Consider the following 17,193-nt stretch of genomic DNA (forward strand, 5'->3'; position numbering starts at 1 on the left):
AAATCCTATAAAGAGGTGAAACTGGTGAAAAAAGTATCTAAGCGTCAGGAAGACATCCTGAATTTCATAAAAGATGAAGTCCGTGCAAAAGGCTATCCACCCTCCGTCCGGGAGATTGGCGAAGCGGTCGGCCTTGCATCCAGTTCGACAGTCCACGGCCATCTAGCGAGACTCGAAAGCAAAGGGCTGATCCGCCGCGACCCAACCAAACCAAGAGCCATCGAAATCATCGGCTCAGAAGAAGCGCTCATCGATAAGAGCCCTGTCCTCCATGTGCCACTCATCGGTAAAGTCACAGCGGGGATGCCGATCACCGCCATCGAAAACGTCGAAGAATACTTCCCGCTGCCTCAAACTTACGGCACGGAAGAAGACCATATCTTCATGTTGGAAATCATGGGTGAAAGTATGATCGAAGCCGGCATCCTGAATGGCGATTATGTCGTCGTCAAGCAACAGCAGACTGCGGATAATGGGGACATCGTTGTCGCCATGACCGAGGAAAATGAAGCAACCGTTAAACGCTTTTTCCGTGAGGACAATTACTTCCGCTTGCAGCCCGAAAATTCGTCAATGGATCCGATTATTGTCGACCAGGTGAGCATTCTCGGAAAAGTCGTCGGCGTCTACCGCCAAATCCATTAAACATATAGCCTTAATACACAAAACGATAGAAAAAAGGAGGAAAGCAAAAGTTCCTCCTTTTTTCTATCGTTTTGTGTCTACCTATAATTATCTTATGTAATCTTGATGATAGAAAGACAGCCGGAGATGCTTATCTCCGGCTGTCTTATTTTTTTAGTTTGCTTGCGTTTCTGTTACGACGATGTATTTTACCAAGTTGATGGTGATGCGGTAAATCTTGCCATTCGCTTCGTCCGTCAATTCATAAGTGCCGTTCGATGGCACTTGGCTGATGGCCGATTCCTTGTCGATCGCTTTTACTGTATGCACGATGGTATTCCCTTGATCAAAGAAGAATTCTACTTGAAACGTTTTCACCGAGATTCCTCCCTTCAAAATGAATGGAAATGCATATATTAGTGTAGCATAAACTGTTGTTTAGTTTCGGTTTTGCCATTCCTTGAAAATCATCACTTTCAGAGCCAGCATTTCTTCCTCATTTAAATCGTCGTCGAGTTCATCCATGACCTGTTCAGCTGTCATCGTGTCGTTTTCAACTGCATTTTTCATTTTCAGCAAGTTGCGGAAGCCGACTTTTTCCATCATGACACTTGCCGCATCTTCCTTAGTATCAAAAGCCAATTCCTGCTCTTCCGGCACTTGCGGTGGTTCAATTTCGATAGAATCGCTTTCATTAATTGCTTCTTCTTCCAACTGGCCCTCCATCCCGCTTTCTTGAGATTCTTGCGGAATCTCTTGCTGGGACTGCCATTCTTCCATATAGCGGCTGACTTCCGGATCCGCTTCGATTTGCTGGACCATTTCCTCCATCTTGCCGCTTTGCTCGAGTTCTTCAAATGCTTTTTGCGCTACTGCCTCCGAAGATAGATTCGGTCCCACTGCATACAAAGCGATTCCCGCGAACGAAAAGGCAATGAGAAAGACGATGATGACATTCATAAACCGCATTTTATCCCTCCAGATATTAAAAGTTCTTTCATATAAGTAAAATCTTACCACGTTTTCATCTGTCAGCGTATGTGTGAAAGGACACAAACTTTAGACAGTTTTCCTAGCGTTCGCTTTACGCCGCTTACCGTATGGCCTAAGTCATTTTCCATCATAAAAAAACCGGAGCGCTGGGCTCCGGTTTTTTCGCTATTAATACATTTTCAAGTATTGCTCGCGCTCCCATGGGTGCACGCTTGTTCTGAACATATCCCATTCGATTTCCTTCGCTTCCACGAAGTTATTCAAAATGTGTGAACCGAGCGCTTTTGTCATGACTTCATCATTTTGCAACTCGTCAAGTGCTGCATACAATGTGCCTGGCAGATCTTCAATGCCGACTTCTTTGCGTTCTTTGCGGTTCATTGCATAGATATTGCGGTCAACAGCTTTTGGCGGAGTCAAATCACGCTTGATGCCGTCAAGTCCTGCGCCTAGCAATACAGCCATAGCCAAGTAAGGGTTAGCAGCAGGGTCAACTGAACGCACTTCTACGCGTGTAGACAAGCCGCGTGAAGCAGGGATGCGGATCAGCGGGCTGCGGTTTTTACCTGACCAAGCGATGTAGCAAGGTGCTTCATAACCTGGTACAAGGCGTTTGTACGAGTTGACTGTCGGGTTTGTGACAGCTGTGAATGCTTTCGCGTGCTCGATGATGCCTGCCATGAACTGGTAAGCCGTTTTGCTCAGCTTCAAATCGCCATCTTCATCTAGGAAAGCATTTTCGTTGCCTTTGAACAAGGAAACGTTCATGTGCATGCCTGATCCGTTGACGCCGAACAATGGTTTCGGCATGAATGTTGCGTGAAGGCCGTGTTTACGGGCAATCGTCTTAACAACCAATTTAAACGTTTGGATATCATCGCAAGCTTTGATGGCATCCGCATATTTAAAGTCAATTTCATGCTGTCCTGGAGCTACTTCGTGGTGGGATGCTTCGATTTCAAAGCCCATTTCTTCCAGTTCAAGCACGATGTCGCGTCGGCAGTTTTCGCCAAGGTCCATCGGCGCCAAGTCAAAATAGCCGCCGTGGTCATTCAACTCAAGAGACGGTTCGCCTCTTTCATCAAGTTTGAACAGGAAGAATTCCGGCTCTGGCCCTAGGTTGAAATGAGTGAATCCAAGTTCTTCCATCTCTTTCAAGACACGCTTCAAGTTTGTGCGTGGATCGCCAGCAAATGGCGTTCCGTCTGCATTGTAAATGTCGCAGATTAGACGTGCAACTTTTCCTTTTCCTGTAATCCATGGGAATACAACCCATGTATCAAGATCTGGGAACAAATACATATCGGATTCTTCGATGCGGACAAAGCCGTCGATTGAAGATCCATCAAACATCATTTTGTTATCGAGTGCTTTTTCAAGCTGTGATGTTGGGATTTCTACGTTTTTGATAACGCCGAGAATGTCGGTGAATTGCAGGCGGATAAAATTGACGTCTTCTTCTTTTACCAAACGAATAATGTCTTCTTTTGAATACTTGCTCATGTACTGTTCACTCTCCTAGGTTATATTATGTAGCCCGCTTATTTAAAGAAACGGGATAAATCACCGTGTCGTTGGGACGCCTGGCTAAACGGCCGTGCCTGATGCTTCATCTCCTCGCGCAGCAAGCTGCGGAGTTCTGCATCGCTCAATGTCTTCGGCTCGGCTTGATCGTTAAGCGGCATCTCTTTTGTTTCGTACAGTTTTCTGATGCCCGCAACATTGAGTCCCTGCTCCAGATAATCCTTGATCTCGAGCAGCGCATCGACATCATTCAATGAAAACATGCGCTTATTGCCTTCTGTCCTGGCCGGACTGATCAGCTTTTGCTCTTCGTAATAGCGTATTTGCCGTGCTGTCAAATCCGTCAGTTGCATTACGATGCTGATCGGGAGAATGGGCATGGTGCGGCGAACCCGATTTGTCATAAGTTTCACCCATTTCACTAATTACTACATTTTCAGTTTATTACATGTCAGGTTATTTGTCAAACGGATGTTAGATTTTCTGACATGATTTTTTCAGAGTGTTTTGAAAAGCAATTATAGCAATTGTTCTTTCTCCAGGACATGCAATGCATGGACAACCGCGAGCTTCACATGTTCATAAGTCAATCCGCCTTGGACGAATGCGGTAAATGGCGCCCGAATCGGCCCATCAGCCGTCAATTCGATGCTCGCGCCTTGAACAAAGGTACCGGCCGCCATGATGACATCATCTTCGTAGCCCGGCATATAAGCAGGCTCGGGCAGAAATTGCGCATTGACCGGGGAATTCGCTTGGATCGCACGGCAAAACGCTACCATCTGTTCAGCCGTCTGGAAAGATACCGATTGAATCAGGTCTGTCCGTGCTGCACTGTAATGAGGGCTGGTCTTCATGCCGGCCGTCTCCAATAAGGCTGCGGTGAAAACCGCCCCTTTCAAGGCTTGGGACACGATATGCGGAGCCATGAAAAACCCTTGATACATGTCAGCGAGCGCATTGAGAGAAGCTCCAGCCTCCCCTCCTATACCCGGAGAGGTCATCCGGTAAGCGCATTTTTCAACAAAAACACGTTTGCCAGCGATGTACCCTCCGATTTTGGCAAGGCCTCCTCCCGGATTCTTAATTAAAGAGCCGGCTATTAAATCTGCACCTGCTTCAATCGGCTCCTCGGTTTCTACGAACTCGCCGTAGCAATTGTCGACGAATATAACAGCGTCCGGCTTGAGGTCCCGGATTTTTTCGACCATGCCCTTGATTTCGCTGATAGTGAAAGATGGCCGGTTATCATAGCCTCTCGAACGCTGAATCGCGATCATTTTGGTGTTGTGTGCGATGGCTTGCTTAACAGCTGGCCAATCCACTTTATACTGTTCGTCCAGGTCCACGTGCCGGTAGGAGATATCAAAATCCTTGAGGGAACCTGTATCTTCCGCTCCGCCCGAGACGATCGAAGCGAGCGTGTCATAGGGCTGCCCTGTGATGTATAGGAGTTCATCCCCTGGCCGCAAGATGCCGAACAGCGAGATGGTAATAGCGTGCGTGCCGGAGATGATCTGCGGGCGGACAAGCGCCGCTTCTGCCTTGAACACGTCAGCATAGACACGCTCCAATGTATCTCTGCCTTCGTCATCATAACCGTAGCCAGTAGATGGGTGGAAGTGATGGTCGCTCACTTTCTGCCGGTGAAAGGCTTCAAGCACTTTCTGCTGATTTTGCAAGGCGATATCATCTGCAGCTTGTAATTGCGGTCGAATCATATCTTCTGTCTTTTTGATTAGGTTATACATAGGAATCTCCATTTCTCTTCGGTGGTTGATTGCTCATTAGGCTATTTGAAAATGACTCCAATTCTGCTACAATTCATAGAGTTGTTTAAGTTAAGGAGGGCGTCGAATAATGGCTTGGGAAGTACTAAGCGCCATCGGGACCATTGCTTTCGCGGTATCCGGGGCGATCATCGCCATGGAAGAGGAATACGATATTTTCGGCGTCTATCTGCTTGGCGTCGTTACCGCATTCGGCGGCGGAGCCATCCGCAATCTATTGATTGGGGTGCCCGTATCCGCTCTATGGGAACAGGAATTCATGTTCCAATTAGCGCTCATCTCCATTACCATCGTGTTCTTGTTCCCGCATAAGACACTTGGCCACTGGAATCGCTGGGGCCATTTCTTCGATGCGATCGGCTTGTCCGCATTCGCGGTGCAAGGCGCTTTATTTGCGGTCGAATTAGGGTTGCCGGTCTATGCAGCTGTTGTGGCTGCAGTGTTGACAGGGTCAGGCGGCGGCATGGTGCGGGATCTTCTTGCAGGAAGAAAGCCTTTGGTGTTGAAGGCGGAAATATATGCTGTTTGGGCAGCAATCGCTGGGTTGCTGATCAGCATTGATGTTATCCGAACCGATTTTATGCTTTACGCCTTGTTTTTGGCTATTACATCGCTGAGGATCTTATCCTATACGTATAAGTGGAAATTGCCGACACGAAAAATACTCACCACATCATAAAAGCCGACCGGCAATTGCCGATCGGCTTTTTCTCATCCGTAAACTGTAACGCCGCGCCATGACGACATGCCGCCGTCGACATTGACTGGATGGAATCCGTTCGATTCCAAGTATTCTGCAGCTTTTGCGCTGCGGCCGCCTGCCTGGCAGACGACATAATACTGTTTCGAGGAATCCAACTCCTCGGTGCGCTCCGGCAATTCACCGAGTGGAATGTGCCGGGCTCCTGGAATCATGCCGGCAGCCACTTCATCTTTCTCGCGAACATCAATGATGTGTAGTTCGTCTCCAGCATCGACTTTCTGGTTCAGTTCATCTGTGCTGATTGATTTCATCCGCTACCCCTCCTATCTTGCTGTGCAATTGCCCCACTTACTCCTGATGTTCAATCGACACCGGTTTTGCCGGTGAAAAAGTCGAAATGGCATGCTTGTAGATCAATTGCTGCTTGCCTTCCGTCTCCACGAGTACCGTGAAATTATCGTAGGATTTGATGGTGCCTTTCAATTGGAAGCCGTTCAGCAAAAACACCGTAACGAATATATTGTTTTTGCGCAGCTGGTTTAAATATACATCTTGGATATTAACCGGTTTCATGGAACTCCCCCTGTTTCTCTAGCGTATAGTTTTGGCCATTTGTTCAATTCGACGATTCCGGTCGTTTTCCTGCCAGAAACGCATAATTTCTCCCAAATTGTTTTCCGCATCCACTGTTGCATCCAGCCAAAGAATCGGCATTTTATTGCGGAAATATGTAAATTGACGCTTGGCGTATTGTCTTGAATTGCGTTTCAGTTTCGCAACCGCCTCTTCCAATGAATACATGCCATCGAAATATGCATACAATTCCTTATAACCGATCGCTTTAATGGACTGGACATCACGCAGTCCGCTGTCATGCAAGCGCCGGACTTCATCCAACAATCCCGATTCCATCATCCCGTCGACGCGGCTATCGATGCGCTCATACAGTTTAGCCCTCGGAACGTCGAGGCCGATGATCAATTCATCATACATCGGCGTCCTTGCCAGACTGCCGTCCTCTTTTTCCTCGCCGCTCAATAAAATTTCCAGTGCACGCAGGACGCGCCGCGTGTTGTTCGGGTGGATATCGATCTCGGGATCCAATTCCATTAGCTTGCTGTGCATCGCCCCGGGTCCTAAGCGTTCGAGTTCAGCATTCAGCGTCTGCCTGAGTTCTTCATCTACTTGCTGCTTGGAGAAGCGGTAATCGAACAGCACCGATTGGACATATAGCCCCGTCCCACCGACGATGATTGGCAGCTTGCCGCGCTGTTGGATTTCCGCAATCTTCTCGCGGACCAGCGATTGGTATTCAGCAACTGAAAACGATTCGTCCGGGTCCCGAATGTCGAGCAAGTGGTGCGGGATACCGTCCATCTCCTCCGGGCGGATTTTAGCCGTCCCGATATCCATTCCCCGATAAACCTGCATTGAATCCCCGTTGATGATCTCTCCATTCAAACGTTTGGCAAGTTCGATGCTTAGTGCGGTCTTGCCGGAAGCTGTCGGGCCGACAATGGCGATCACTTCAACCATAATCATTTATCCAATCGACAATGACTTGCTGGTACGTTTCAGCGTTCAACTCATGCAGCACTTCGTGGCGGCCTTCTTCTGCCATATAGACTTTCACGTTTTCGATGCCTGCTTTATCAAATTGGGCCGCCGCTTCGAATACGCCGCTGCCTTTTGCGCCGACCGGGTCCATCGATCCGCTGATGAACAAGACGGGGAGATTTTTGGGAATTCGCCTGACTTCATCCATTTGATGAATGATCCCTAAGCCTTCGAACAAGTCGACATAAAATTGATTGGCCATTTCAAATCCGCACCACGGATCCGCTTCGTATTGTGCGACTGTTTCTGTATTGCGGCTCAACCAGGAAAACTTGGATTTTTCATCCAGAAAATCTTTATTGTAACTGCCGAAGATCAACTTCCCGAGAAACGGGTTGATCTTTGATTTCCCTTCGAGCCTGCTGAAGCTTTTCGCCACAGCGACTCCTGCAGACAATGAATATCCAGGATGCCCGCCGGTACCAGACAGCACAGCGCAGTCCACTTGATTTCCATAAAGCTGCAAATAGCGCCTGGCGACAAACGATCCCATCGAATGGCCGATGAGCGTGAACGGCAGCTTGCCGATTTCTTGTTGTGCATAAACAATGGCTTCGTGTGCATCTTTGACGACGCGCAAGAAGCCCTCATTTTCCGTAAAATACCCAGCTGAACCATTGTGTTCCGCTGTTTTGCCGTGCCCTCTTTGGTCATGCGCTGACACTGTAAATCCTTGTTCGTTAAGTAAATGGATAAAATCTTGGTAGCGGCCGCTATGTTCCGCCATCCCGTGGATAATATGCACATGGCCTTTCGGATTTTCCGCCCTATGCAAGCTGCAGTAGAGTTCGTGGCCATCCGACATTCGAACGAATGAACTTGTCATGTCCATTGATCCACATCCTTTCTGTAATCTTATAATGATACATCTTCTGCCATTCCCTTAAGTAGTCGCCGTTAAGCGCAGGCACTCAATTCATGACGCGCTTGAACATTTTTTCAATATCGTAAGTTTTGAAATGAATGATGACCGGGCGCCCGTGGGGGCAAGTGAATGGCTGTTCTGCATTTTTTAAATCAGCCAATAAACGTTCCATGTCATGCTTTTGCAGAAAGTGGTTTGCTTTGATCGAACGTTTGCAGCTCATCATGATGGCCGCATCTTCACGCAATTTCTTAATATCGACCCTGCGCTCGGCTAACACTTGCTCAATTAAATCCTCGATGACTTCCTGTTCAAAACCTTTCGGGAACCAGGTCGGATATTCCCGGACAATGAACGTCGTATCGCCGAATTCCTCGAGAAACACGCCGCTTTCTTCCAAAGCATTCAATTGATCTTTCAAATGCAGTGCCTCATCGCGGCTGTAATGAAAGGTTAACGGCAGAAGCAGCGACTGGCGTTCGTTCGAGTCAGTTTCGCCGACTTTTTCACGGAAAAACTCATACTTGATGCGTTCTTGGGCTGCATGTTGATCGATCAAATAAAAGCCGTCCGAGCTTTGTGCCACAATGTAGGTCCCGTGGATCTGGCCGACCACTTCCAGTTCTGGAAATTGAGGACTGTCGTCAATCGCTTGACGGCTTTCGGGTTCATCAAAAGGTCCCTTCACGTTTTCTACCGGTTCCTGGGCCGGTTCATAGACCGGTTCAAGCCTTGGCTCCAGCTTGAAATCCTCGACTCGTTCTTTTAGTTTGTCCTGTTTCCAATCCATCGATGACAGGGGTTCCGGTTGATGGCGCACCGTTTCTTCAACGGGGCGCTTCCACAAATCCAATTGCCGGCTCGGCGCCTGCTTGGCCGGTTTCGGCTTCTCGATGACGGGTGCGCGAACGGCGGTCTGGATGGCACGTCGAATCGTGTCATGGACCAGTTCGAGCAATTCCTTTTCTTTGCTCAGCCGGATCTGCTGTTTAGAAGGATGCACGTTGACATCCGTCAAATAGGGGTCCCCTTTAATGTTCAAGACGACAATCGGCTGGCGCTCCAGCGGCAGGAACGTATGATATGCCTTATGCACCGTATTGGCGATGGCGTAATGCTTAACCCAGCGGCCATTGACGAACAGCGAGATGTAATTTTTATTGGCACGCGTAATTTCAGGAAGTGAAGCAAAGCCCTCGATTTGGTAATCAGGCGATTCGCCTTCAAACGCGATCATTTTCTTGGCGATGGCCACTCCGTAAATATCTGCCAGCACACGCTGGATCTCGCCGCTTCCCGCTGTCTGCAGCAATTGCTTGCCGTCATGGACCAAGCGGAATGAAATCCCTGGATAACTGAGCGCGAATCGGTTCATTAAATCAATTGTATGTCCGAGTTCTGTCTGCAAGGTTTTCATGTATTTTAATCTTGCCGGCGTATTGAAAAACAACTGGCCGATGCGGATATCCGTCCCTTGCCGCAAGGCCCCTGCACGCTGTTCAATGAGCCGCCCGCCTTCGATCTCCAGGTGGGTCCCTGTTGTTCCGTCGGATGTGTGCAACACCACTTTCGAGACGGAAGCGATACTTGCCAGCGCCTCTCCACGGAAACCAAGCGTACGGATGCGGAACAGATCATGTTCATTCTCGATTTTGCTCGTGGCATGTCTCGAAAAAGACAATAACGCGTCTTCTTCGTCCATTCCCGCCCCGTTATCGATAATTTGTATCGATGTCAGCCCTGCTTCTTGCAAGAGCACTTCAATAGCCGTGCTACCGGCATCAATCGCATTTTCCACCAATTCCTTAACGACAGAAGTCGGCCGTTCGACGACTTCCCCTGCCGCGATTTTATTGGACAGCGGTTCGTCCATCAACCGGATTTTGCCCATGGGATCAGCCTCCTCCGCTTATTTTCTCCTGCAAGTCGTTGATCAGCTGCAATGCTTCAAGCGGCGTCATTCGTGAAATCGACGCATCTTTTATCGTTTGCAGCACTTCTTCATTCACCGTATCCCGTTCATCAAAAAACGATAATTGTTCTGCTTGCTGCTGCGTTTTGTGGTTATCTGCCTCGAAACTAAGCAATAATTCGCGCGCGCGGCGCAAAATCGCTTCCGGCAAATTGGCCAGTTCCGCCACATGGACGCCGTAGCTCTTATCGGCCGGCCCGCGTTTCACTTTATGCAAAAAGACGACTTTTCCGGATTGCTCCATTGCCGAGACATGGACATTGCTCAACTTCGGCAAGGTTTCTTCCAAAGCCGTCAGTTCGTGGTAATGCGTTGAGAACAAGGTATTCGCGCCGATCTGTTCATGGATGTATTCAATCATCGACTGTGCCAGCGCCATGCCGTCATAAGTGGATGTACCGCGGCCGATTTCATCGAATAATAACAAACTGCGTTCCGTCGCATGGGTGATCGCGTACTGCGATTCCATCATCTCGACCATGAACGTACTTTGGCCGGAGACGAGGTCATCCGCTGCACCGATGCGCGTGAAGATCTGGTCGACGATCGGAAGTTCCGCAGAAGCCGCCGGGACGTAGCTGCCGATTTGTGCCAGGACGATCGTCAAAGCGACTTGGCGCATATAAGTGCTTTTCCCCGACATGTTCGGGCCAGTGATCAATAGCATATTGCCGTCGTCGCCGAGTTCACAGTCGTTCGGTACGTAATGCTGTTTATTGAGCATTTTTTCGACGACCGGATGGCGGCCTTCGCGGATCGAAATTTTTCGCCCGTCGTTAAAGACCGGTTTCGTGAAGCGGTATTTTTCCGCGACTTCCGAAAAGCTGATATAGACGTCGAGTGCGCTGACTTTTGAAGCCAATTGCTGGATGCGCGAAATGTATTCCTTTACTTGTTCGCGCACGCTGACGAATAATTCGTATTCCAGTGTCAGGCTCTTTTCTTCAGCCGTTAAAATCAAAGTTTCTTTTTCTTTCAATTCCGGCGTAATATAGCGCTCTGCGTTTGCCAAGGTCTGTTTTCTTTCGTATCGTTCAAGGTCCGCCAAATGCATATTGGCTTTTGAAATTTCAATATAATAGCCGAAAATCCGGTTATAGCCGATCTTCAACGATCGGATTCCGGTTTTGGCCCGTTCTTTTTGCTCGAGTTCCGCAATCCAATCCTTGCCGTTTCGTGAAGCGTCCCGGTATTCATCCAATTGCGCGTTAAAGCCGTCGCGGATGATGCCGCCTTCTTTGGCGGATAGTGGCGGATTGTCGCTGATCGCTGCCAGCAACTCGCATACTTCCGGGCAAGGATCCAAACCGGCGCTGAATTGCTCGAGCGAGGCGTGGCCTGAATCTTCAAGCTCACGTACGAGTTCTGGAATCTTCTCCAAGGAATTGCGCAGCTGCGCCAAATCCCGCCCGCTAGCGCTGCCGAATGCCACACGGCCAGACAAACGCTCCAAGTCATATACTTGTTTCAATAATTGCTGTAATTCCACTCGCACGAAATAGCGGTCCATTAAAGCTTCGACCATTTGTTGCCGTGCTTCGATTGCAAAGCGGTCCGCCAAGGGCTGATGAAGCCATTGCTTTAACTTGCGGCTGCCCATGGCCGTGACCGTTTCGTCCAATAGCCATAATAACGTGCCTTTATTGTCTCCGCCTCGAATGGATTCGATCAACTCAAGATTACGTTTCGAGTAATAATCAATGCCCAGGATGCGGGCATTTTCACGGAATGCGAAGGGCTGGATATGGCCGAGCGATTGCTTTTGGGTCGCTGCGATATAGGCAAGCAATCGCTTGCCGCACATTTCCAGCTCGCTTGGGCAGTTGGCGAACAAGGCCGGTTCCGCCGTAAACGGCGCTTCCATATGCTCGACTGATAAAATGAGTTGCTGGTCTTCTTCTGCGAGCAATAAGCGCAATTGCTCCGAGACGACCAATTCACGGATGTGCAGCGCCTGGAGTTCGTTGAGCAATGCTTTTTCGTTGCCTGCTATGTATGTGGCGGTTGATTCGCCTGTTGAGATGTCCAAATATGCGAGGCCGAAACCGCCTGCCACTTCATCTGCTGCCGCAATGAAATTATTCGCCTTGGCATCGACGCTCTTGCCTTCGGTATGCGTCCCAGGCGTGATGAGGCGGACCACTTCGCGCTTGACTACGCCTTTGGTCGTTTTTGGGTCTTCCACTTGTTCGCATACCGCGACTTTATGCCCTTTTTGGATCAGCTGGTCAATATAGTTTTTCGCGGAATGGTGTGGCACCCCACACATCGGAATGCGGTCTTCTCCGTTGCCGCCGCGGCTCGTCAATGTGATTTCTAGCAACTGGGACGCTTTGATGGCGTCGTCGTAGAACATTTCATAAAAATCGCCCAAACGGAAAAACAGGAATGCATCCTGGTACTCTGATTTCACTTGCAAATATTGTTGGATCATTGGTGTCGGTGCCATTGTTTACCCTCTCTCATTCAATCAATTATTCGTCTCCCCATTATAACAAACTCACAGTCAGAAACGAAAAAACTGAAAGAGCTGGGCTCTTTCAGTTTCTATAAAATCACTGCGCAATTCGTTCCGCGCTGTGGCTTATGAGCAGCTCCCGCCGCCATCGTTTCTTACTTTGGATCCTGTTTCGCCGCGCAGCAAGTCGCCGCCGGTATCGGTGATGATGTTGTTCGTCACTTGATTGGCAATCGCCGTAGAGACCATCTGCAATAGCGAGTTGACATCGCTTTGTGATTGCTTGAATTCCTGAACGATTGGCACAGCGTCGATTTCATCTTCGATTTTCTGGATTTTCTTTTCGATCAATTCAAGCGCGCGTTCTTTTCCATAATGCTGGAAATTGACGGCTTGTTTTTGAAGGCTTTTCAAGCTGGCGATTTTTTCACGGATCTGCTGGTTTTCATTGATCTGTGCTTCTGCACGTTTAAAGAAATCCACTTCTTCTGTTTCAGCGATCATGTCCGCTACTTCACGCGCTTTATCGACGATTTGTTGTTTTGTATAAGTCATTACCGTAGACACCCATTTCCTGGTCCGGTGCCGAGAGCTGGCATCAGACACTGTATTTTGATTTTCTTTATCTGTCAGAACACTTTCGCTTACGATTGTACAGTGAATTCGCTAAGCACGACAAGAATTTCGTCTCAAGCCAGCCATTCGTCCATCTCTAACCATTATACTGAACGGATGGGGCTTGATACAAGCTGTCCGGGCAATTGTCGTTAATTCGACACCGGGATCATGCCTGGAAAGGGTAATCCTCATTGATATAGATTCTCTCGCAACTCAAAGCTTTCCCTGTATTGTCGTCAATCTCCGTGAAAAATCCGCTGACGACCGAACGGCCTGTTTTTGGCACTTCAAAGCGCGTCGGCATATTCGTCTTGAAACGGTATAGAACCGAGTCTTTTTTCATGCCAAGGATTTCGTCGTACGGGCCGGTCATGCCGACATCCGAAATATACGCCGTTCCGCCAGGGAGGACGCGTGCATCCGCTGTTTGGACATGGGTGTGTGTTCCGACAACGACAGAAGCGCGGCCATCCAAATGCCAGCCCATCGCAATCTTTTCGCTTGTCGCTTCCGCATGGAAGTCGACGAAGACGAGCGGCGACACTTGCTTGGCTTCTTCGATCAATTCATCTGCCATCTTGAATGGATCGTCATGTGCAGGAAGGAACACGCGTCCATGCAAATTGATGACCGACAAAGTTTTGCCGTTTTTCGTGACAGTTGCCATGCCGCGTCCAGGTGCCTCTTCCGAAAAGTTCGCCGGGCGGATCAAGTAATCCACATCGTCGATAAAATCAAAAATTTCTTTTTGGTCCCACGTATGGTTGCCCATCGTCACCATGTCGACCCCCATGAACAATAGATCCTGATAAATCGATTTGGTAATGCCGCGTCCTGCAGCGGCGTTCTCGCCGTTTGCGATGACGACATCCGGTGCATATTTGCGCTTCAGCCGCGGCAAATAACTTTCGAGTGCTTCTCTCCCGATTGACCCTACAATATCCCCGATAAATAAAACTTTCATACAATCACCTTTCTCCATAAGAAAAAGGCTTCTTTGAATGGATATTCAACGAAGCCTTTTTCGTTTTTTTATTTTGCGTATTCAACGGCGCGCGTTTCGCGGATGACCGTCACTTTGATATGTCCTGGATAATCCAATTCTTCCTCAATGCGCTTGCGGATATCGCGTGCAAGGCGGTGAGCTGTCATATCGTCGATCTGCTCTGGACGAACCATGATCCGGATTTCGCGGCCTGCTTGGATGGCGAACGATTTCTCGACCCCTTCATAAGACTCTGAAATCTCTTCCAGCTTCTCAAGCCGGCGGATGTAGTTCTCGAGCGTTTCGCTTCTGGCACCTGGACGAGCCGCGGATAGTGCATCCGCTGCTGCGACGATGACCGAAATGACCGAAGTCGCTTCTGTATCGCCGTGGTGGGAAGCAATGCTGTTGATGACGACTGGATGTTCCTTGTATTTCGTTCCGAGCTCGACGCCGATTTCCACATGGCTGCCTTCGACTTCGTGGTCGATGGCTTTGCCAATATCGTGCAAGAGACCTGCGCGTCGTGCAAGTGTCACATCTTCTCCAAGCTCTGCTGCCATAAGGCCTGACAAGAATGCCACTTCCACTGAGTGTTTCAGGACGTTCTGGCCATAGCTTGTACGGTAGCGGAGTCGACCGAGTATTTTGATCAAGTCTGGATGCAAGTTATGTACACCTACGTCAAATGTGGTTTGTTCCCCAATTTCACGAATTTGTTCATCGACTTCACGTCTTGACTTCTCAACCATTTCCTCGATTCTCGCTGGATGGATGCGCCCGTCCGACACCAGTTTCTCAAGTGCCAGACGCGCTGTTTCGCGGCGGATCGGATCAAATCCGGAAAGAATGACCGCTTCCGGCGTGTCATCGATAATCAAATCGATACCGGTCAAGGTTTCAAGCGTCCGGATATTGCGTCCTTCACGCCCGATGATGCGGCCTTTCATCTCGTCATTCGGCAAGTTGACCACAGAAACAGTCGTTTCCGCTACATGGTCTGCAGCAAAGCGCTGCATCGCGAGAGACAAGATGTTCTTCGCTTTTTTATCCGATTCTTCTTTGGCACGGGCTTCCGATTCCTTGACCATGACGGCGATGTCTGTCGACAATTCATTCTCCACTTGCTCGAGAATGATGCTTTTCGCTTCTTCGCGTGTCAAAGATGAAATCCGTTCCATTTCGGTTTGTTGCTGCTGAACCAAATTCTCAGCTTTGCTCTCCATCTGTTCAATATGCTGTTGTTTTTCGGCAAGAGCCTGATCCTTGCGTTCAAGGCCGGCCTCGCGTTTGTTTAATGCATCATCCTTGCGATCCAAATTTTCTTCTCTTTGCAACAACCGATTTTCATGTTTCTGCATTTCCGATCGGCGTTCGCGAATTTCAGATTCAGCTTCAGTACGCAATTTATGATTTTCGTCTTTCGCTTCCAGCAAGGCTTCTTTCTTTAGCGCCTCTGCTTCCCGTTTTGCATCTTCGACGACTTGCTCTGCGGAATGTTTGGCGCCTGCCATTTTGGAATCGTTTGCCTTTTTCAATGCAAAATACCCAACAACTACACCGACGATGATACCAAGCAAAGCGAAGATGAACTCAGTAATACCCATTCGGACACCTCCTCTTGCTATTGATTTTTTACATTTTCAAAGGATGAATCAATAACTCTTTGTCTTTCATCAATCGTTTAAAAATTAGTAAATAATACAATTTTAATTGTATAGATGGACCTATGCCCTGTCAACCCTGCCAAGCCGGCGCCCCTTGCTCGTAAAAAGACTGCGAAGCATTCGCTTCGCAGTCTTTACGGAAAGTCTTTATGAAGATCCAGCTGAACCCTATTCCTCTTCGTCGACAAGCAAGTTGAAGTCTTCTGCTTCTTTCTTGTCAGCTTTCGGAACAGCGACTGAATAAGAAGCAGCTGTCATGCCGTAATGTTCACGGACTTTTCCTGCGATTTCGTTGCGGATGTCTTCATGCTCGCGCATGAATTGCTTGGCGTTTTCACGGCCTTGCCCGACACGTTCATTATTGTAAGAGTACCATGAGCCGCTCTTTTGGACGATATCCAAATCAGCCGCTAGGTCAACGATCTCACCTTCACGCGAGATGCCCTGTCCATACATGATGTCTACTTCCGCTGTGCGGAACGGCGGAGCTACTTTGTTTTTGACGACTTTGATCTTCGTCCGGTTACCGATGATGTCGTTGCCTGATTTCAAAGCTTCTGCACGGCGTACTTCAAGGCGTACTGATGAATAGAATTTCAACGCGCGTCCGCCAGGCGTGACTTCCGGGTTACCAAACATAACGCCGACTTTTTCTCGGATTTGGTTGATAAATACAGCAATGGTGTTCGATTTGTTGATAGCACCCGACAGTTTACGGAGAGCCTGTGACATGAGACGGGCTTGTAGGCCGACGTGTGAGTCGCCCATTTCGCCTTCGATTTCCGCTTTCGGCACAAGTGCTGCCACGGAGTCGATGACAACGATGTCTACCGCGCCGCTGCGCACGAGCGCTTCTGCGATTTCAAGTGCTTGCTCGCCTGTATCCGGCTGAGACAGCAATAGTTCATCCAAGTTGACGCCAAGCGCTTTAGCATACACAGGGTCAAGGGCGTGCTCTGCATCGATAAATGCAGCTGTGCCGCCTGAAGCCTGGACTTCTGCAATCGCGTGGAGGGAAACCGTTGTCTTACCGGAACTTTCCGGCCCGTAGATCTCGATAACGCGCCCACGCGGATATCCGCCTATGCCTAGTGCGATGTCAAGAGACAACGAACCACTTGAAACTGTTGAGACATTATGGCCTGTGCTTTCACCCAATTTCATGACAGACCCTTTACCAAATTGCTTTTCTATTTGTTTTAGCGCCATATCCAGCGCTGCTTTACGATCGCTCAAAAGAAATCCTCCTCTTATGTGAAAAACATTTTTCTAACTGATTTCAGTATACTAGTTTATTGAGAAATTTACAAGAAAAAAGCGAACGTTTATTCGTGTTCGTATAATTGTTTTCCGAATTTGATCGCCGCTATCCTATCA

At 48.7% G+C, this 17,193-nt stretch carries 17 protein-coding genes; 2 read left to right on the forward strand and 15 right to left on the reverse strand.

Annotation, left to right across the window (positions count from 1 at the left end; all coding sequences use genetic code 11):
* Window positions 1–24: 24 nt before the first annotated feature.
* On the forward strand, window positions 25–645 hold the full coding sequence (gene lexA, locus AUC31_RS08210) for a transcriptional repressor LexA (protein WP_058380510.1): 621 nt from the start codon (window positions 25–27) through the stop codon (window positions 643–645).
* A 153-nt stretch (window positions 646–798) separates the two neighbouring features.
* Here lexA and AUC31_RS08215 read toward each other — a convergent pair whose 3' ends face one another.
* The 5 genes from AUC31_RS08215 to AUC31_RS08235 form a co-directional block, all read right to left on the reverse strand.
* The gene (locus tag AUC31_RS08215) at window positions 799–1,002 is read right to left on the reverse strand and encodes a hypothetical protein (protein ID WP_058380509.1); all 204 of its coding nucleotides are present in this window, start codon (window positions 1,000–1,002) and stop codon (window positions 799–801) included.
* Between the two features lie 60 nt (window positions 1,003–1,062).
* Window positions 1,063–1,593, reverse strand: a complete 531-nt coding sequence (locus tag AUC31_RS08220; RefSeq protein ID WP_058380508.1) for a hypothetical protein — start codon at window positions 1,591–1,593, stop codon at window positions 1,063–1,065.
* Between the two features lie 192 nt (window positions 1,594–1,785).
* Window positions 1,786–3,120, reverse strand: a complete 1,335-nt coding sequence (gene glnA, locus AUC31_RS08225; protein WP_058380507.1) for a type I glutamate--ammonia ligase — start codon at window positions 3,118–3,120, stop codon at window positions 1,786–1,788.
* A gap of 38 nt (window positions 3,121–3,158) precedes the next feature.
* A complete protein-coding gene (locus tag AUC31_RS08230; protein ID WP_058380506.1) occupies window positions 3,159–3,545 on the reverse strand; it encodes a MerR family transcriptional regulator in 387 nt (128 codons plus the stop codon).
* Window positions 3,546–3,659: 114 nt separating this feature from the next.
* A complete protein-coding gene (locus AUC31_RS08235; protein WP_418054984.1) occupies window positions 3,660–4,862 on the reverse strand; it encodes a methionine gamma-lyase family protein in 1,203 nt (400 codons plus the stop codon).
* Window positions 4,863–5,001: 139 nt separating this feature from the next.
* Between AUC31_RS08235 and AUC31_RS08240 the strand changes: the two genes are divergently transcribed.
* Entirely contained in the window at window positions 5,002–5,610 is a 609-nt protein-coding gene (locus AUC31_RS08240; protein ID WP_058380504.1) for a trimeric intracellular cation channel family protein, read from the forward strand.
* Window positions 5,611–5,642: 32 nt separating this feature from the next.
* On the opposite strand, the gene AUC31_RS08245 is transcribed toward AUC31_RS08240, so the two are convergent.
* From AUC31_RS08245 to recA, 10 genes are all read right to left on the reverse strand, one after another.
* Window positions 5,643–5,945, reverse strand: a complete 303-nt coding sequence (locus AUC31_RS08245; protein ID WP_058380503.1) for a rhodanese-like domain-containing protein — start codon at window positions 5,943–5,945, stop codon at window positions 5,643–5,645.
* Between the two features lie 37 nt (window positions 5,946–5,982).
* A complete protein-coding gene (hfq, locus tag AUC31_RS08250; RefSeq protein ID WP_058380502.1) occupies window positions 5,983–6,207 on the reverse strand; it encodes an RNA chaperone Hfq in 225 nt (74 codons plus the stop codon).
* An 18-nt stretch (window positions 6,208–6,225) separates the two neighbouring features.
* Window positions 6,226–7,170, reverse strand: a complete 945-nt coding sequence (gene miaA, locus AUC31_RS08255) for a tRNA (adenosine(37)-N6)-dimethylallyltransferase MiaA (protein WP_058380501.1) — start codon at window positions 7,168–7,170, stop codon at window positions 6,226–6,228.
* Complete coding sequence (locus AUC31_RS08260; RefSeq protein WP_058380500.1) at window positions 7,163–8,083, reverse strand: alpha/beta fold hydrolase; 921 nt, start codon at window positions 8,081–8,083, stop codon at window positions 7,163–7,165. The genes miaA and AUC31_RS08260 overlap by 8 nt, the downstream gene beginning before the upstream one ends.
* A gap of 79 nt (window positions 8,084–8,162) precedes the next feature.
* Complete coding sequence (mutL, locus tag AUC31_RS08265; RefSeq protein ID WP_058380499.1) at window positions 8,163–10,007, reverse strand: DNA mismatch repair endonuclease MutL; 1,845 nt, start codon at window positions 10,005–10,007, stop codon at window positions 8,163–8,165.
* 4 nt (window positions 10,008–10,011) lie between these two features.
* Window positions 10,012–12,537, reverse strand: coding sequence for a DNA mismatch repair protein MutS (gene mutS, locus AUC31_RS08270; protein ID WP_058380498.1), 2,526 nt, complete (start codon window positions 12,535–12,537; stop codon window positions 10,012–10,014).
* A gap of 135 nt (window positions 12,538–12,672) precedes the next feature.
* A complete protein-coding gene (locus tag AUC31_RS08275; RefSeq protein WP_058380497.1) occupies window positions 12,673–13,101 on the reverse strand; it encodes a YlbF/YmcA family competence regulator in 429 nt (142 codons plus the stop codon).
* Window positions 13,102–13,330: 229 nt separating this feature from the next.
* A complete protein-coding gene (locus tag AUC31_RS08280; protein ID WP_058380496.1) occupies window positions 13,331–14,128 on the reverse strand; it encodes a TIGR00282 family metallophosphoesterase in 798 nt (265 codons plus the stop codon).
* A gap of 68 nt (window positions 14,129–14,196) precedes the next feature.
* Complete coding sequence (gene rny, locus AUC31_RS08285) at window positions 14,197–15,756, reverse strand: ribonuclease Y (protein ID WP_058380495.1); 1,560 nt, start codon at window positions 15,754–15,756, stop codon at window positions 14,197–14,199.
* Between the two features lie 228 nt (window positions 15,757–15,984).
* The gene (recA, locus tag AUC31_RS08290; protein WP_058380494.1) at window positions 15,985–17,052 is read right to left on the reverse strand and encodes a recombinase RecA; all 1,068 of its coding nucleotides are present in this window, start codon (window positions 17,050–17,052) and stop codon (window positions 15,985–15,987) included.
* Window positions 17,053–17,193: the final 141 nt, after the last annotated feature.

Origin of the sequence: Planococcus rifietoensis (assembly GCF_001465795.2) — a bacterium.
GTDB lineage: Bacteria > Bacillota > Bacilli > Bacillales_A > Planococcaceae > Planococcus > Planococcus rifietoensis.

Bases quoted from the DNA above. Each gene is read 5' to 3' on its own strand.
- AUC31_RS08220 (WP_058380508.1), bottom strand. From the start codon at position 1,593: ATGCGGTTTATGAATGTCATCATCGTCTTTCTCATTGCCTTTTCGTTC.
- glnA (WP_058380507.1), bottom strand. From the start codon at position 3,120: ATGAGCAAGTATTCAAAAGAAGACATTATTCGTTTGGTAAAAGAAGAA.
- AUC31_RS08230 (WP_058380506.1), bottom strand. From the start codon at position 3,545: ATGACAAATCGGGTTCGCCGCACCATGCCCATTCTCCCGATCAGCATC.
- AUC31_RS08235 (WP_418054984.1), bottom strand. From the start codon at position 4,862: ATGATTCGACCGCAATTACAAGCTGCAGATGATATCGCCTTGCAAAAT.
- AUC31_RS08240 (WP_058380504.1), top strand. From the start codon at position 5,002: ATGGCTTGGGAAGTACTAAGCGCCATCGGGACCATTGCTTTCGCGGTA.
- AUC31_RS08245 (WP_058380503.1), bottom strand. From the start codon at position 5,945: ATGAAATCAATCAGCACAGATGAACTGAACCAGAAAGTCGATGCTGGA.
- hfq (WP_058380502.1), bottom strand. From the start codon at position 6,207: ATGAAACCGGTTAATATCCAAGATGTATATTTAAACCAGCTGCGCAAA.
- miaA (WP_058380501.1), bottom strand. From the start codon at position 7,170: ATGGTTGAAGTGATCGCCATTGTCGGCCCGACAGCTTCCGGCAAGACC.
- AUC31_RS08260 (WP_058380500.1), bottom strand. From the start codon at position 8,083: ATGGACATGACAAGTTCATTCGTTCGAATGTCGGATGGCCACGAACTC.
- mutL (WP_058380499.1), bottom strand. From the start codon at position 10,007: ATGGGCAAAATCCGGTTGATGGACGAACCGCTGTCCAATAAAATCGCG.
- mutS (WP_058380498.1), bottom strand. From the start codon at position 12,537: ATGGCACCGACACCAATGATCCAACAATATTTGCAAGTGAAATCAGAG.
- AUC31_RS08275 (WP_058380497.1), bottom strand. From the start codon at position 13,101: ATGACTTATACAAAACAACAAATCGTCGATAAAGCGCGTGAAGTAGCG.
- AUC31_RS08280 (WP_058380496.1), bottom strand. From the start codon at position 14,128: ATGAAAGTTTTATTTATCGGGGATATTGTAGGGTCAATCGGGAGAGAA.
- rny (WP_058380495.1), bottom strand. From the start codon at position 15,756: ATGGGTATTACTGAGTTCATCTTCGCTTTGCTTGGTATCATCGTCGGT.